Origin of the sequence: Micromonospora sp. WMMD754, from assembly GCF_049315235.1 — a bacterium.
Lineage (GTDB): Bacteria > Actinomycetota > Actinomycetes > Mycobacteriales > Micromonosporaceae > Micromonospora > Micromonospora sediminicola.
On the sequence record NZ_CP186058.1, the window covers coordinates 1,652,281 to 1,667,264 of the forward strand.

At 73.6% G+C, this 14,984-nt stretch carries 12 protein-coding genes; 7 read left to right on the forward strand and 5 right to left on the reverse strand.

All coding sequences use genetic code 11. The annotated features are described in order from the left end of the window. Positions 1-26 precede the first annotated feature (26 nt). Genes ACN27B_RS07840 through ACN27B_RS07865 form a run of 6 tightly spaced genes read left to right on the forward strand, consistent with a single transcriptional unit; the run spans position 27 to position 8,444 of the window. Complete coding sequence (locus tag ACN27B_RS07840) at positions 27-821, forward strand: TIGR03084 family metal-binding protein (RefSeq protein WP_422744148.1); 795 nt, start codon at positions 27-29, stop codon at positions 819-821. Further along, on the forward strand, positions 818-2,494 hold the full coding sequence (locus ACN27B_RS07845; protein WP_422744150.1) for an acyclic terpene utilization AtuA family protein: 1,677 nt from the start codon (positions 818-820) through the stop codon (positions 2,492-2,494). The genes ACN27B_RS07840 and ACN27B_RS07845 overlap by 4 nt, the downstream gene beginning before the upstream one ends. Continuing rightward, entirely contained in the window at positions 2,491-3,660 is a 1,170-nt protein-coding gene (locus ACN27B_RS07850; protein WP_422744152.1) for an acyl-CoA dehydrogenase family protein, read from the forward strand. Before ACN27B_RS07845 ends, ACN27B_RS07850 begins: the two co-directional genes overlap by 4 nt. Then, positions 3,657-5,258: an acyl-CoA carboxylase subunit beta gene (locus ACN27B_RS07855; RefSeq protein ID WP_099163362.1), complete on the forward strand. Its 1,602-nt coding sequence runs from the start codon at positions 3,657-3,659 to the stop codon at positions 5,256-5,258. Before ACN27B_RS07850 ends, ACN27B_RS07855 begins: the two co-directional genes overlap by 4 nt. A gap of 10 nt (positions 5,259-5,268) precedes the next feature. Continuing rightward, positions 5,269-7,284, forward strand: a complete 2,016-nt coding sequence (locus tag ACN27B_RS07860; RefSeq protein WP_422744154.1) for an acetyl/propionyl/methylcrotonyl-CoA carboxylase subunit alpha — start codon at positions 5,269-5,271, stop codon at positions 7,282-7,284. Next, complete coding sequence (locus tag ACN27B_RS07865; RefSeq protein WP_099163360.1) at positions 7,281-8,444, forward strand: acyl-CoA dehydrogenase family protein; 1,164 nt, start codon at positions 7,281-7,283, stop codon at positions 8,442-8,444. Before ACN27B_RS07860 ends, ACN27B_RS07865 begins: the two co-directional genes overlap by 4 nt. Before the next feature lie 4 nt (positions 8,445-8,448). On the opposite strand, the gene ACN27B_RS07870 is transcribed toward ACN27B_RS07865, so the two are convergent. The 3 genes from ACN27B_RS07870 to ACN27B_RS07880 all read right to left on the reverse strand — a co-directional run bounded on the left by ACN27B_RS07870 (position 8,449) and on the right by ACN27B_RS07880 (position 12,328). Beyond that, complete coding sequence (locus ACN27B_RS07870) at positions 8,449-9,486, reverse strand: hypothetical protein (protein ID WP_422744157.1); 1,038 nt, start codon at positions 9,484-9,486, stop codon at positions 8,449-8,451. Further along, positions 9,483-10,424, reverse strand: coding sequence for a transporter substrate-binding domain-containing protein (locus tag ACN27B_RS07875; RefSeq protein ID WP_422744159.1), 942 nt, complete (start codon positions 10,422-10,424; stop codon positions 9,483-9,485). Before ACN27B_RS07875 ends, ACN27B_RS07870 begins: the two co-directional genes overlap by 4 nt. Before the next feature lie 125 nt (positions 10,425-10,549). Next, the gene (locus tag ACN27B_RS07880) at positions 10,550-12,328 is read right to left on the reverse strand and encodes an alpha/beta hydrolase (protein WP_422744161.1); all 1,779 of its coding nucleotides are present in this window, start codon (positions 12,326-12,328) and stop codon (positions 10,550-10,552) included. 236 nt (positions 12,329-12,564) lie between these two features. Between ACN27B_RS07880 and ACN27B_RS07885 the strand changes: the two genes are divergently transcribed. Further along, complete coding sequence (locus ACN27B_RS07885) at positions 12,565-12,957, forward strand: hypothetical protein (protein ID WP_091568570.1); 393 nt, start codon at positions 12,565-12,567, stop codon at positions 12,955-12,957. On the opposite strand, the gene ACN27B_RS07890 is transcribed toward ACN27B_RS07885, so the two are convergent. Together ACN27B_RS07890 and ACN27B_RS07895 are read right to left on the reverse strand one after the other, a co-directional pair. Then, the gene (locus tag ACN27B_RS07890; RefSeq protein ID WP_422744163.1) at positions 12,944-14,440 is read right to left on the reverse strand and encodes a serine/threonine-protein kinase; all 1,497 of its coding nucleotides are present in this window, start codon (positions 14,438-14,440) and stop codon (positions 12,944-12,946) included. The genes ACN27B_RS07885 and ACN27B_RS07890 overlap by 14 nt on opposite strands. 30 nt (positions 14,441-14,470) lie before the next feature. Beyond that, positions 14,471-14,941, reverse strand: a complete 471-nt coding sequence (locus ACN27B_RS07895; RefSeq protein ID WP_091568566.1) for a hypothetical protein — start codon at positions 14,939-14,941, stop codon at positions 14,471-14,473. Between the last annotated feature and the right edge of the window lie 43 nt (positions 14,942-14,984).

A 14,984-nucleotide genomic window follows, 5' to 3' on the forward strand; every position in this document is an offset into this window, starting at 1 on the left:
GACGGCCCGTCCCGCCCGGAGGCACCATGGTCGACCTGACAGCACTGCTCGCGGATCTGGCCGCCGAGTCCGAGCAGCTCGACGCGCTCGTCGCGGAACTGCCGCCGGCGGGCTGGGACCGGCCGACACCGGCCCCCGGCTGGACCGTCGCCCATCAGGTCGCGCACCTCGCCTGGACCGACCACGTGGCTCATCTGGCCGCCACCGACGAGTCGGCGTTCTTCGCCTCGGTCACCTCCGCGCCGGACCCGTCCCGTCTGGTCGAGGACGGCGCCGAGTCCTTCCTCGCCCCGCCACCGGCGCTGCTGGCCCGCTGGCGGGCCGGCCGCTCGGCGCTCGCCGACGCGCTCGCCGCGGTCCCGCCCGGGCAGAAGATGCCCTGGTACGGCACGAGCATGTCACCCGCCTCGATGGCCACCGCCCGGCTCATGGAGACGTGGGCGCACGGCGAGGACGTGGCCGACGCGCTCGACGTCCGACGTACCCCGACCGCGCGGCTGCGGCACGTCGCGCATCTCGGCTTCCGTACCCTCGGGCACGGCTTCGCGGCCCACGGCCGCGCGGTGCCCACGGCGCCGGTGCGGGTCGAGCTGACCTCGCCCGCGGGCGGTGAGCCGTGGGTCTTCGGGCCGGCGGACGCGGCCGACCGGGTGACCGGGCCGGCGCTCGACTTCTGCCTGCTGGTCACCCAGCGCCGGCACCGCGCCGACCTGGCCCTGGTCGCGACCGGGCCGGTGGCCGACGAGTGGCTGGACGTGGCCCAGGCCTTCGCCGGCCCGCCCGGCGACAAGCGGGAGCCGGCGAGCGGAACGCCCTCATGAGCGTGCTGCGGGTCGGGAACGCGTCCGGGTTCTACGGCGACCGGTTCGACGCCTGGCGCGAGATGCTCGACGGCGGCGAGCTGGACGTGCTGACCGGTGACTACCTGGCCGAGCTGACCATGTTGATCCTCGGCCGGGACCGGATGCGCGACCCGTCGCTCGGCTACGCCAAGACGTTCCTGCGCCAGGCGGAGGGCGTGCTCGGCACCGCGCTGGAGCGAGGAGTCACGCTGGTCACCAACGCGGGCGGCCTCAACCCGGCGGGGCTGGCCGACGCGATCCGGTCGCTCGGCGACCGGCTCGGCCTCCAGGTGCGGGTCGGGTACGTCGAGGGCGACGCGATCCAGCGGCCGGACGCGCTGACCGCGAACGCGTACCTCGGCGCGTTCGGGATCGCGGCCTGCCTCGACGCAGGCGCGGACGTGGTGGTGACCGGGCGGGTCACCGACGCCTCGCTGGCGGTCGGCCCGGCCATCGCCCGCTTCGGGTGGGGCCGGGACGACCTCGACGCGCTGGCCGGGGCGACCGTGGCCGGGCACCTGATCGAGTGCGGCGCGCAGGTCACCGGCGGCAACTTCAGTTTCTTCACCGAGCTGCCGGACGGCGGGCGGCGCCCCGGCTTCCCGATCGCCGAGCTGCACCCGGACGGCTCGTGCGTGCTCACCAAGCACCCGGGCACCGGTGGCGCGGTCACCGTCGAGACGGTCACCGCGCAGCTGCTCTACGAGGTGGGCGGGCCGGACTACCTCGGGCCGGACGTGGTGACCCGGTTGGACACGGTGCGGCTGGACCGGGAGGGCCCGGACCGGGTACGCGTCACTGGGGTGCGCGGCACACCGCCGCCGGACACGCTGAAGGTGGGCGTCAACAACCTCGGCGGTTTCCGCAACTCGATGACGTTCGTCCTGTGCGGGCTGGACGTGCCGGCCAAGGCGGCCCTGGTCCGCAGCCAGATCGAGGAGTCGGTCGGCACCGAGGGGCTGGAGTTCACGCTGGCCCGCACCGACCACCCGGACGTCGGCGACACCGAGGCGGCGAGCGCGCTGCTGCACGTCCACCTGCGCGACGGCGACAGGTCGCGGGCCGGGCGGGCGTTCTCGGCGGCGGCGGTGGAACTGGCGCTGGCCTCCTATCCGGGCTGCACGCTGACCACACTGCCCGGCGACGCCACGCCGTACGGGGTGTTCACCGCCGACACCATCGCGCAGGACGCGGTGGAGCACGTCGCGGTGCTTCCCTCCGGCGAGCGCGTGCCGGTCCCGCCGCCGACCGTGACGAGCGGTTTGCAGGGGGCCCCTGTACAACACGAGGCGTTAACAAGGGGCCCTTCCTTGCACGCCACCCGGCGGGGGCCGCTGGGTGAGCTGGTGGGGGCGCGGTCGGGGGACAAGGGTGGCGACGCCAACCTCGGCGTCTGGGCCCGGACGGACACGACCTGGGCCTGGCTGCGCGGCTGGCTCACCGTGGAGCGGCTGTCCGAGCTGTTGCCGGAGACCGCGCCGCTGACCGTCGAGCGGTACGAGCTGCCGAACCTGCGCGCGGTCAACTTCGTGATCCGGGGGCTGCTCGGCCAGGGCGTGGCCGCCTCCACCCGGTTCGACCCGCAGGCCAAGGCGCTCGGCGAGCTGCTGCGCTCCCGGGTGGTCGACCTGCCGGCGGAGGTGTCGGCGTGACCATCGTGGACACCCCCGAGCGCCGCCAACTGCGCGAGCTGACCCGTTCCTTCGTCACCCGCGAGGTGCTGCCCCACCTGGCCGGGTGGGAGCGGGCCGGCGAGGTGCCCCGGTCGCTGCACGAGACCGCCGCGAAGATCGGGCTGCTGGGCATCGGCTTCCCCGAGTCGGTCGGCGGCAGCGGCGGCGACCTGCTCGACTCGATCGTGGTCACCGAGGAGATCATCCGCTCGGGCGGTTCGTCCGGGCTGATCGCCGCCCTGTTCACCCACGGCATCGCGCTCCCGCACATCGTCGCCGCCTGCGGCGACACCGCCGGCTCGGGCGCCGGCGGTCCGCAGCATCTGATCGAGAGGTACGTGCGGCCCACCCTGGCCGGGACCATGATCGGCGCGCTGGCGATCACCGAGCCGGACGGCGGTTCGGACGTCGCCGGCATCCGCACCTGCGCGGTCCGGGACGGCGGCCACTACGTGGTGAACGGCGCGAAGACCTACATCACCAGCGGGATCAGGGCGGACTTCGTGACCACCGCGGTCTGCACCGACTTCCCCGGGTCGGGCTCGCTGAACCTGCTCGTGATCGACAAGGGCTCGCCCGGGTTCGCCGTGGGTCGGCGGCTGGAGAAGCTCGGCTGGCACTGCTCGGACACCGCCGAGTTGTCCTTCGTCGACGTGCGGGTGCCGGTGGCGAACCGGATCGGCCCGGAGGACACCGGCTTCCTCGCCATCATGCAGCAGTTCGCCACCGAGCGGCTCTCGCTGGCCACCCAGGCGTACGCGACCGCGCAACGCTGCGTCGACCTGGCCGTGCGGTGGTGCCGGGACCGCTCCACGTTCGGCCGCCCGCTCGCCGGGCGGCAGCTCGTCCGGCACCGGCTGGCCGAGATGCACACCCGCGCCGAGGCGGCCCGGGCGTACGTGCACGAGGTGGCCGAGCGGGTGGCCGCCGGACAACCGGTGGTGACCGAGGTGGCGATGGCGAAGAACGTGGCGGTGGCCGCCTGCGACCAGGTGGTCGACGCCGCGCTGCAACTGCACGGCGGCTTCGGCTACCTGCGCGACGCCGAGGTGGAGCGGCACTACCGGGACGCCCGCATCCTCGGCATCGGCGGCGGCACCACCGAGATCATGAATGAGATCATCGCGAAGGGCATGGGCCTGTGACTGTCCTGCAGAGCACGATCGACACATCCGCGCCGGCCTTCACCGCCAACCGGGAGGCGCTGCGGGAACGCCTAGCCGAACTGGAGACCGCGCTCGACCAGGCCCGGGCCGGTGGCGGCGAGAAGTACGTGACCCGCCACCACGGGCGCGGCAAGCTGCTCCCCCGGGAGCGGATCGAGCTGCTGCTCGACCCGGACAGCCCGTTCCTGGAGCTGTCGCCGGTGGCCGCGTACGGCACCGACTTCCCGGTCGGCGCCAGCACCGTGACCGGCATCGGCGTGGTCGAGGGCGTGGAGTGCCTGATCGTGGCGAACGACCCGACCGTACGCGGCGGCGCGATCAACCCGTGGTCGCTGGCGAAGACGCGGCGGGCGGGCGAGATCGCGCTGGCCAACCGGCTGCCGATGGTGAACCTGGTCGAGTCCGCCGGCGCCGACCTGCCCACCCAGGCGGAGATCTTCATTCCCGGCGGGCGGGTGTTCCGCGACCTGACCCGGCTCTCCGCGGCGAAGATCCCCACGGTCAGCGTGGTGTTCGGCAATGCGACCGCCGGCGGCGCGTACGTGCCGGGCATGTCGGACTTCACCATCATGATCCGGGACCGGTCGCAGGTCTACCTGGCCGGGCCGCCGCTGGTGAAGATGGCCACCGGCGAGGTCACCGACGACGAGTCGCTGGGTGGCGCGACGATGCACGCCACCACGTCCGGCCTGGCCGACTTCCTCGCCGAGGACGAGCGGGACGGCATCCGCCTGGCCCGGCAGTGCGTCCGCCGGCTCAACTGGCGCAAGCACGGCCCGCCGCCGCGCACCCCCCACCCGCTGCCACCCCGGTACGACCCGGAGGAGCTGCTCGGCATCGCCAGCGCCGACCTGAAGGTGCCGTTCGACCCGCGCGAGGTGCTGGCCCGGGTGCTCGACGACAGCGCGTTCGACGAGTTCAAGCCCGGCTACGGCACCGCGCTGGTCACCGGCTGGGGTGAGCTGCACGGCTGGCCGGTCGGCGTGCTGGCGAACGCCCGGGGCGTGCTGTTCAGCGCCGAGGCGCAGAAGGCGGCCCAGTTCATCCAGCTCGCCAACGCGGCCGACACCCCGCTGGTCTTCCTCCAGAACACCACCGGCTACATGGTCGGCACCGAGTACGAGCAGCGCGGCATCATCAAGCACGGCGCCCTGATGATCAACGCGGTGTCGAACTCGACGGTGCCGCACCTGACGGTCAACCTGGGTGCCTCCTACGGCGCCGGCAACTACGGCATGTGCGGCCGGGCGTACGAGCCGAGGTTCCTGTTCACCTGGCCGAACGCGAAGTCGGCGGTGATGGGACCGGCGCAGCTCGCCGGCGTGCTGTCGATCGTGGCCCGGCAGGCCGCCGCCGCCCGGGGCCGCGAGTACGACGAGGACACCGACACCGCCATGCGGATGATGGTCGAGCAGCAGATCGAGTCGCAGTCCGGGGCGCTGTTCCTCTCCGGCCGGCTCTACGACGACGGGGTGATCGACCCCCGGGACACCCGTACCGTCCTCGGGCTCTGCCTGTCGGCGATCCACAACGGACCGGTGAAGGGCGCCGACGGTTTCGGCGTCTTCCGGATGTGAGGGGACAGCCATGATCACCACCCTTCTCGTGGCGAACCGGGGGGAGATCGCCCGCCGGGTCCTCGCCACCTGCCGGGCGCTCGGCGTGGCGACGGTCGCCGTGCACTCCGACGCGGACGCCGACGCGCCGTTCGTCGCCGAGGCCGACCAGGCGGTACGGCTGCCGGGGAACACGCCGGCCGAGACGTACCTGCGCGTCGACCTGATCCTGGACGCGGCCCGGCGGTCCGGCGCGGACGCCGTGCACCCCGGCTACGGCTTCCTCGCCGAGAACGCGGAGTTCGCCGCGGCCGTCACCGACGCCGGCCTGACCTGGGTCGGACCGTCGGCCAAGGCGATCGCCGCGATGGGCGACAAGATGGCCGCCAAGGCGCTGCTCGCCGACGCCGGCGTGCCGATGCTGCCCACCTGGACCGACCCCGGGCAGGTCACCGACTTCCCGGTGCTGGTCAAGGCCAGCGCGGGCGGCGGCGGCCGGGGCATGCGGATCGTCCGCGACGCGGCCGGGCTCGCCGAGGCCGTCGCGGGCGCGCGCCGCGAGGCGGCGGCGGCGTTCGGCGACGGCACGGTCTTCATCGAGCGGTACGTCGAGCGGGGTCGTCACGTCGAGGTGCAGATCTTCGGCGACACCCACGGCACGGTGGTGGCGCTCGGGGTACGCGACTGCTCGATCCAGCGCCGCCACCAGAAGATCGTCGAGGAGGCGCCCGGCGTGCTTCCCGACGAGGTACGCGAACGGCTGCACGAGGCGGCGGTGGCGGCCGGCCGGGCGGTCGACTACGTGGGCGCCGGCACGGTGGAGTTCCTGCTGGCGCCGGACGGCCAGGTCCACTTCCTGGAGATGAACACCCGCCTCCAGGTCGAGCACCCGGTCACCGAGCTGACCACCGGCCTGGACCTGGTCCGCCTGCAACTGCTGGTCGCCGAGGGCGAGCCGCTGCCGGTCAGCACCACGCCGGCCCCGGACGGCCACGCCATCGAGGTACGGCTCTGCGCCGAGGACCCGGCCCAGGGCTTCCGCCCGGCCACCGGCACGCTGCACCGGTTCGCGATCCCGGGGGTCGCCGCCGAGTTCGGGCCGACCCGCGGGCTGCGCCTGGACTCCGGCGTCGTGGACGGCTCGACGGTGCGCGTGCACTACGACTCGATGCTGGCCAAGTTGATCGCCTGGGCGCCCACCCGCGCCGAGGCGGCCCGCGCCCTGGCCGGCGCGCTGGCCCGGGCCGAGCTGCACGGCGTCGCCACCAACCGGGACCTGCTGGTCCGCGTGCTGCGCAGCGAAGAGTTCGCCGCCGCCGACGTGGACACCGGCTTCCTGGAGCGGCATCCCGAGGTCTTCGCGCCGCTGCTGCCGGCCGCGCAGTTCCCGCTGGCCGCGCTGGCCGCCGCGCTGGCCGGCGCCGCCGCGCGCCGGGCCGCCGCGCCGGTGCTGGCCGGGCTGCCGTCGGGGTGGCGCAACGTGCCGGCCGTTCCGCAGGTCACCCGGTTCACCGGGCCGGACGGCGCGGAGATCGAGATCCGGTACCGGCTCGACCGCACCGGCGCGCTCGCCGCGTGGTCGACAGATGCAAGGAAGGGCCCCCTCTTAACGGATTCGGTAGAGGAAGGGGCCCCTCTTAACAACGTGGTGGAGCTGGTGAGCGCCGCGCCGGATCGGGTGGTGCTCGACGTCGACGGGGTGCGGCGCGCGTTCCGCGTACACCGGGTGGGGTCGTCGGTCTTCGTGGACGGCCCGGACGGGGCGGCGAGCCTCACCGAGCTGCCCCGGCTGCCCCGGCCCGCCGCGGAGCTGGCGGCCGGGTCGCTGCTCGCGCCGCTGCCCGGCGCGGTGACCCGGGTGCACGTCGAGGTCGGCCAGCGGGTCGCCGCCGGTGACCTGCTGCTGACGCTGGAAGCGATGAAGCTCGAACATCCCGTGCTCGCACCCGCCGACGGCGTGGTGGCGGAACTGCCGGTGCCGGCCGGCGGCCAGGTCGAGACGGGTGCCGTACTGGCCGTGGTGGACCCCGAGGAGGACCCGCAGTGAACTTCGACCTCACCCCCGAGCAGGACCAGCTCCGCGACGCCGTACGGGAGCTGGGCCGCAAGTACGGCCACTCCTACTTCGTCGGGAAGGCGAAGGCGGGAGAGCACACCACCGAGCTGTGGCACGAGGCCGGCCGGCTGGGCTACCTGGGCGTGAACATCCCCACCGAGTACGGCGGCGGGGGCGGCGGCATCACCGACCTGGCGCTCGTGTGCGAGGAACTGGCCGCGGCGGGCTGCCCGCTGCTGCTGCTCGTGGTCTCCCCCGCCATCGCCGCCACGGTGATCAACAAGCACGGTACGGAGGAGCAGCGCAAGAAGCACCTCCCCGGCCTCGCGGACGGCTCCCAGAAGATCGTCTTCGCGATCACCGAGCCGGACGCGGGCTCGAACTTCCACCGGCTCGGCACCGTCGCCCGGCGCGACGGCGACGACTGGCTGATCTCCGGCCGCAAGGTCTACATCTCCGGCGTCGACGAGGCCGGGCACGTGCTCGTGGTGGCCCGCACCGAGGACGCCGCGAGCGGCAGGTTGAAGCCGGCGTTGTTCATCGTGCCCACCGATGCTCCGGGCCTGGAGAAGTCCAAGCTGGACATGGAGATCCTGTCCCCGGAGAACCAGTTCCTGCTCTACCTGGACGACGTCCGACTGCCCGCCGACGCGCTGGTCGGCGAGTCGCTCGACGCCGGGCTGCCGGCGCTGTTCGCCGGGCTCAACCCGGAGCGGATCACGGTCGCCGCGATGGGCGCCGGCACCGGCCGGTACGCGATCGAGAAGGCGTCCGACTACACCGCCACCCGCAAGGTGTGGGGCGGCCGGTCGATCGGCTCGCACCAGGGCGTCGCGCACCCGCTCGCCCACGCGGCCGTGCAGGTCGAGCTGGCCCGGCTGATGATCTACAAGGCGGCCACGCTCTACGACGCCGGTCGCGACCTGGAGGCGGGCGTCTCCGGCAACATGGCCAAGTACGCGGCCGGCGAGGCCGCCGCGCTCGCCGTCGACACCGCCGTCCAGGCGCTCGGCGGCGCCGGCATGACCACCGAGTACGGCGTGGCAACGCTGCTCGGCGCGGTACGGGCCGGCCGGATCGCCCCGGTCAGCCGCGAGATGATCCTCAACTTCGTCGCCCAGCACGTCCTCGGTCAGGACAAGTCCTACTGACCGCTCAGTCGACCGTGCGGCAGGCGGCGTCGATGCGGTGCACCGGGCGGACCCGGCGGCCCAGCCCTTCCAGCAGCGAGTCCTCCACGTGGAAGTCGCGCACCCGCAACTGCCGCCGGGGCAGCTCGTCCTCGCTCGGGCAGAGCACCTGGGCGCGTACCTGGTCGACCGGCAGGTAGCGCACGCCGCCGCGCTCCTGGAGCAGCACCACGTCGACGTCGTCCACGGTGACGACGTGGCCACGCACGTCCTCGGTGACGCCCGGCGCGGACTCGACGGTGGTCACGGTCAGCGGCAGCACCGGCGTGCTGATCACCGGCAGCGCGGCCCAGACCAGCATGGCCAGCACCGCCGCCTCGGTGATCGACGCGAGCGGCCGGATCACCGCCGCCGGCAGCGGGCCGGTCACGAACAGGGCCAGGACCGGGGGTACGACCAGCAGCACCACCGCGAGCGCCTCCCCCTGCCGGCCGGCGTCGAGCAGCGTGGGCCCCAGCAGCCAGAGGTAGCCGACGAAGCCGGCGCCGAGCAGCAGCAGCCGGGGCAACCGCTGCTCGTGCAGCCGCTCCGGGCTGAGCTGGAACGCGGCCACGAACGCCGGCAGCAGCAACGGCAGGTAGAGCAGCGGCCAGGTGACCAGCGCGAGCAGGAAGCTGGCCACCGCGAACCAGGCCGGGGTGCTGTCCACCCAGCGCGCGAAGAGCGGGCGGCGCATCCCCGACGACATCCGGTCCACGCTGACCCGCAGCACCGCGCCGAGCGCGAACACCGCGACCAGCGCGGTGGAGAGCAGGGCGGCGGCCGTGGTGAGGAAGCCGGCCAGCAGGTTCACCGTGCCGACGTTGGCCACCAGCAGCAATGTGGTCTGCAACTCGCCGCCGGCCTCGACGCCGAGCCGCAGCACCGAGAAGACGGCGGGCACGCCGACGACAGCGGTCCAGAACGACTGGCTGGCCCGGGCGCGGCGCTCGGCGGGGTCGGCCGGCCGCGGTGCGGGACGGGTCGACTCGACGGTGTCCGGCAGGGTCGCCGGCGCGGTCATCGCCGGGGCGCCTTGTCGTCGAAGTCGACGAGCTTCGGCACGTCGAGCGGCTGCGGCTGGGACTTGTCCGCCTTCAGCCACGGCCCGAGCGTGCGGTTGTACGCGGTCAGCCAGGGGCTGCTGATCCCGTCCCGCCCCTCCAGGTAGCTCTTCTGCAGGAAGAACGCGACCAGGTCGCGCAGCGCCGGGTCGCCGATCGGCACCCCGATGCCGAGCAGCTCGCTGGTGCCGAACGGCATGTCGACGATCTCGAACTCGGTCGGGTACTGGGAGAGGAAGCCGGCCAGGATGGTCTCGTCCGAGCTGACCGCGTCGTAGCGCCCCTCCCGGATGCCCCGGACGCAGTCGCCGACCTCCTTCACCACGTACGCCCGGACCTGGTGCTTCTCCAGCTCCGCCTCGGTGGTCGAGCCGCCGCTGGTGCAGATCTTCAGCTCGGGTCGGCGCAGGTCCTCGATGGTGCGGACGCGGTCGCGCAGCCGCTTCGGCACCATCACCTCCTGGGTGGTGACGAAGTACGGCCCGGCGAAGCTGACCAGCTTCTGCCGCTCCTCGGTGATGGAGAAGCTGGACACGACCAGGTCGACGGTGCCGCCCTGGAGCGCGGGGATGCGGTCCTCGGTGGCCAGCGACACCCACTCGATCCGCTGGTCGCCCGCGAAGCCGAGCGACGAGGCGACGTAGCGGGCGATCTCCACGTCGAAGCCGGTGTGGGTGCCGTTGCGCAGCTCGCCCATCAACGGCTCGGTGGTGGCCACCCCGATCTTGATCTTCGCCTGCCCGTCGATGTGCGACTCGCGCAGCTTGTCGAGGACCGAGGGCAGCGGCGGCTCGCGGCGGTTGTCGCAGCCGGCCACGGCGGCCAGCGTCAACGTCAGCGCCACCGCCAGCGTGGTGGCGAGGGAACGGAACCGGTGGCGGGAAAAGACCTCGAGCATCGGGCGACCTCGATCGGGAACACGACGACGGGCACTCAGGGTAGCGGTCGGCGCACACTGCGCCGCGCATCGCCGGGCCCGGGGTACGGCGGGTGCCCGATCACCCGCCGTACCCCGGGGGTTCCTCAGCGCACGGTCAGCGTGCCGACCGCGGGCCGCGGCGTCGCCACCGGCGGCAGCCGCTTCGGCTCGCCCCGGCCGGGCTCGCCGGCCTTGGCCAGCGCGCTCTTGGACGCGTCCGCGCGGTCGGCCGCCGGCTCGTCCTGGAACGGCTGCGCGTCACCGACGCAGACCGTGCCCTTGGCCGGCAGCTTGCCGGTGAGCAGGTACGTGTCGATCCGGCCGGTCACGCACGCCGACGTGCCGTACGCGGTGTGCCCCCAGCTGTCGCTGCTCAGCAGCCGGCTGTTCGGCAGCAGCTTGGCCGAGCCGACCGCGCCCTGGTAGTTGGTCGCCGGGTCCCAGTAGTTGCCGACCACCAGCACCGGGGCGGCGGTGACGCGGTTGAACGGCCCGGTCCAGGCGTCCTCGTCGCGCACGGTCCAGGTGTTGCGGGCGCAGGGCGCGGTGCCCCAGGCCCAGGCGCGCCCGAAGTACGGCGCCCGCCGGTCCTCCTTGGCCGACAGCGCCGGCCACGCGTCCGCGCTCTTCGGGTGGTACGCGTCGGTGCAGTCGACGGTCAGGAACGTCTCCAGCCCGTTGTCGTACGGGAAGTCGTACCCCCGCTGTTGGCGGGCCTGCGCCGCGCGGGCGGCGAGCGCCTGGCGGGCCGAGGCGGCGGCGGCCTTGCCGGCGGCCGGATCGGTCAGGGCCAGCAGCTGGCTGGTCAGATCCACCACGGAGGTCCAGCCGTACGGGTCGTAGAGCGCACCGAGCGTGGCGCCGACGAAGTCGGCGTAGGTGACGGTGAACGAGCCGAAGTCCGGGTCGTCGATCACCGCCGGCTTCTTGCGCAGCCGCTTCGCCACGGTCTCGTACGCGACGACCGGGTCGCCGGTGGCCGCCAGCGCGCACTGCTCCGGGCCGGCCTTGTCGCACCGGACGAGGATCTCGTGCAGCGCCTGGTACGCCCCGTCGGCGCTGCGCAGCCGGGTCTCCTGGAGCTGGTCGCGGGCCTTGCCCTGGCCGACCCAGGCGTTCGGGTTGAGCACCCCGTCGACGACGAGCGCGCGGAAGCGGTCCGGGAACATGTTGGCGTAGTACTGCCCCAGCGCGGTGCCGTAGCTGAAGCCCAGGTAGCTGAGCTTCTTGTCGCCGACCGCCCGGCGCAGCACGTCCATGTCGCGGGCCACCTCGGCGGTGGACGCGGCGCCGGTCAGCGGCTTGCCGGTGGTCGAGCACGCCTTGCCGACCGCCTTCGACGCGGCGACGTACGCCTTCTCCTCCGCCTTCGTCCACGGGAACGCGACGTTCAGCCCGGCGTACGCCCGGGTCTGGTCCTTCACCGACCGGAAGCACCTGATGTTCGAGCTGGCCTCGACGCCACGCGGGTCGACACCGACGATGTCGAAGCGGTCGAGCAGGTCGTCGCCGAGGAAGTAGGGTGCGGCGAGCGCGATGCTGGTGCCGGAGCCGCCCGGGCCGCCCGGGTTGAGGAAGAGGCTGCCGACCTTGTGCTGCTGGTCGCGGGCCTTGACCCGGAGCAGCGCGACCTCGGTGGTGGCGCCCTTCGGGTTGTCGTAGTCCAGCGGGAGCCGGACCGTGGCGCACTCGGCGTAGTCGTAGCAGGCGTACCAGTCGAGCTTCGGCGTCGGCACACGGTCCACCCGGCGTGCCTCGGCCGCGCTGGTGCGGTCGTACGCGGGCGGTTGCGGTGTCGCCGCCGCGGCGGGCGCGACGGCCGGTCCGGCGAGGAGGACGCCGGCGATCCCTGTTGCGGCGAGGGACCGGATTGCACGGGGCATGAGGCTGCCTTCCGTCGGGGAACAGTTCCGTCGAGGAGACCTCGACCCCCGTCACTTTAGGGAGAGACGGCCACGGGAGCTGCCCCCCAAACGCGGACCGACGCCGCAAACAGCCAAGGAATGTAACGATTTTTTCTCGATCGACGCTTTTCGCCGCTCCGAAGTGGAGCGTGGGTGACGGGAAGCCGTCCCGGGCCGGCGGTTGACAGGTCGACGCGCTGGGCCATGCTTGTCGGGTGAGTTCGTTCCCGAAGCCCGATGCGCGGGCGAAGGCCGTCGTCGCGTCCGTGGCGACGGTCGTCGCGGTGGTGACGCTGGCGGTCTGGCGACCGCCCGGCATCCTCTCGGTCGTGTTGGCCCTGGTCTGTGTCCTGCTCGGCATGGTCGCCGGGGTGACGGTCACCGCGGCCCGGCAGGCCGGCCCTCCGCCGGCCCCGGCGGAGAGCACCTGGCCGACCCAGGACCCGGGGTACGGAGTGGACGCCGACACGCTGGAGGCGATCGACCCGCGGGCGGTGCGAAACCTGCGCACCCCCGCCGGTCATCCGGTGGACGCGGACACGCTGGAGGCGCTCGACCCCCGGGCCGTCCGGCAGCAGCGGACCGTGAACGGGCTCAGCGACCGGTGAGGGTGGGGCTGGCGAGCGCGTCCACGCCCCGCCCGGCCAGACAGCGGTAGGTGCGGCCCGGCTCGGTCGAGGCGGGCGGCAGCACCTCCAGGTTCCACCCGGCCGCCGGCCCGATGCCGCTGACCAGCTGGAACGTGCCGACGTTGCAGACCTTGCGGACGGCCGGGTCGGCGACGACCGTGTCGTGGCCCGCCCCGGTGAGCGCGACGGGCAGGTCACCGGCCGCGTAGGTCTCCCAGGTGTGCCGACCGTCGCACGGCACCCGGCTCGCCTCGGCGCGGTCGCGCCGCAACCGCACCGGGCCGTAGCACTCCAGCTCGGCCGCGCAGTGTGCCCCGTCGGGGAGCCGGACGTCGGCGGAGGCACACCCCGGCACCGGTGTCGCCCCGACCACGCCGGTGGCCACCGGGGTCGGCGACACCACCGACGGCGCTCCGCCGGCCATCCAGGCGCCCCCGGCGGCCGACGCGGCCAGCGCGAGCACCCCGGCCCCGCCGAGGAACCAGCGCCGGGGCCAGCGTCGGCTCCGGGTCGGCACGGTCGGGTGGTCGTGCTCGGCCGGCGGTCGCGGGCTCGGCCCGCCGGCACGACCGTGCGGGCCGCCCGCGGCGCCACCGCCGGGAGTCAGGAACGGCGAGCCGCTCACCGGGATGTTCGGGTCGAGCGGGAGCGAGGCGAGCAGGCCGCGGAGTTCCACCGCGGAGGGGCGTTCGCCCGGGTCGTTGGACATTCCGAGGCGGAGCACGTCGATCAGCTCGTCGGGGACGCCGGGCAGGCCCGGGATCGGCTGCTGGAACATCTCCAGCACGGTGACCAGGCTCGGGTTGCGTTCGGACTGCCAGCGCGGGGGGCGGCCGTGCATCACCGCGTAGAGCGTGGCGCAGAGCGCGTAGACGTCGACCGCGGGGCTGGGCGGGCTGTGGCTGAACATCTCCGGCGGCGCGTACGCCGGGGTGAGCACCTCCAGTGTGACCGAGGCGTCGCGCACCTCGGCCAGCACCGCCAGGCCGAAGTCGGCCAGCACCGCCGAGTTGAACTCCGAGTGCAGGATGTTGGCCGGCTTGACGTCGCGGTGCAGCACACCGGCCGCGTGCGAGTGGGCCAGCGCGTCGGCGATCTTCACCCCGAGGTCGCGGGTCTCCAGCGGGCCCAGCGGCGAGGTCTTCATGCGCTCCGCGTACGAGCCGTCGCAGAGCTCCATGATGAGGTAGGGATGCTGGTCGACGGTGACGCCGACGTCGAAGAGGTCCACCACGTGCGGGTGGGACGACATCCGCCCGGCCGCGCGCGCCTCGCGCAGGAAGCGTGCCTGGTCGCGCTCGTGGTCCAGCGTCCGGTTCTCCACCTTGACCGCCACCTCGCGCCCGACGGAGATCTGGGTGGCCCGGTAGACGGTGGCGTAACCGCCCCGGGCAAAGACCTTCAGATCGGTCAGACCGGGCACGATGGGCAGCCGCAGGGCGCCGGGCGGGGTCTCGGTCACGGCTCGAAAATACCCAACGGTCCCGGTCGCTCAGCGCGCCGCGTCGGGGGCCGGCGCCGCCGCGGAGTCGTCGGGCCGGGTCGACCCGGCCGCGCCGGCGGCCGCCCGACGGGCGTCCCACCACAGGCCGACGGCGGTCGCGACCGCGCCCAGCCCCTCCCACGCCGCCACCCCGAAGAACCGGTCCGGCGCCACGTCGGAGAGCACCGCGATGGTGAACACGGTGAACGTGACCAGCCGGAACCAGACGGTGAACCGGTAGAACGGGCGCCACTCGGTGGCGACCGCGAGCAGGTAGTAGACCCCCATGTTGAAGGAGGCCATCGAGGACGCGGTGAGGAACGTGCCGGTGTAGTCACCGGGGGCGCGCTCCGTCGGCACCTCGAAGCCGAGCAGGCGCAGCTGCGTCTCCGGCCAGATCAGGCCCAGCGCGCCGAGCAGCAGCGCCAGCAGCCCGAAGACCGCGATCGTCCAGCCGGCGCCGGAGCGCGGCAGCCTCATCGTTCCTCCCCAGCAACGGTCCGCCGGTGGCCGCTCGGGCACA

Coding starts and splice junctions, on each gene's coding strand:
- ACN27B_RS07860 (WP_422744154.1), top strand. CDS start 5,269: ATGATCACCACCCTTCTCGTGGCGAACCGGGGGGAGATCGCCCGCCGG.
- ACN27B_RS07845 (WP_422744150.1), top strand. CDS start 818: ATGAGCGTGCTGCGGGTCGGGAACGCGTCCGGGTTCTACGGCGACCGG.
- ACN27B_RS07840 (WP_422744148.1), top strand. CDS start 27: ATGGTCGACCTGACAGCACTGCTCGCGGATCTGGCCGCCGAGTCCGAG.
- ACN27B_RS07880 (WP_422744161.1), bottom strand. CDS start 12,328: ATGCCCCGTGCAATCCGGTCCCTCGCCGCAACAGGGATCGCCGGCGTC.
- ACN27B_RS07875 (WP_422744159.1), bottom strand. CDS start 10,424: ATGCTCGAGGTCTTTTCCCGCCACCGGTTCCGTTCCCTCGCCACCACG.
- ACN27B_RS07895 (WP_091568566.1), bottom strand. CDS start 14,941: ATGAGGCTGCCGCGCTCCGGCGCCGGCTGGACGATCGCGGTCTTCGGG.
- ACN27B_RS07870 (WP_422744157.1), bottom strand. CDS start 9,486: ATGACCGCGCCGGCGACCCTGCCGGACACCGTCGAGTCGACCCGTCCC.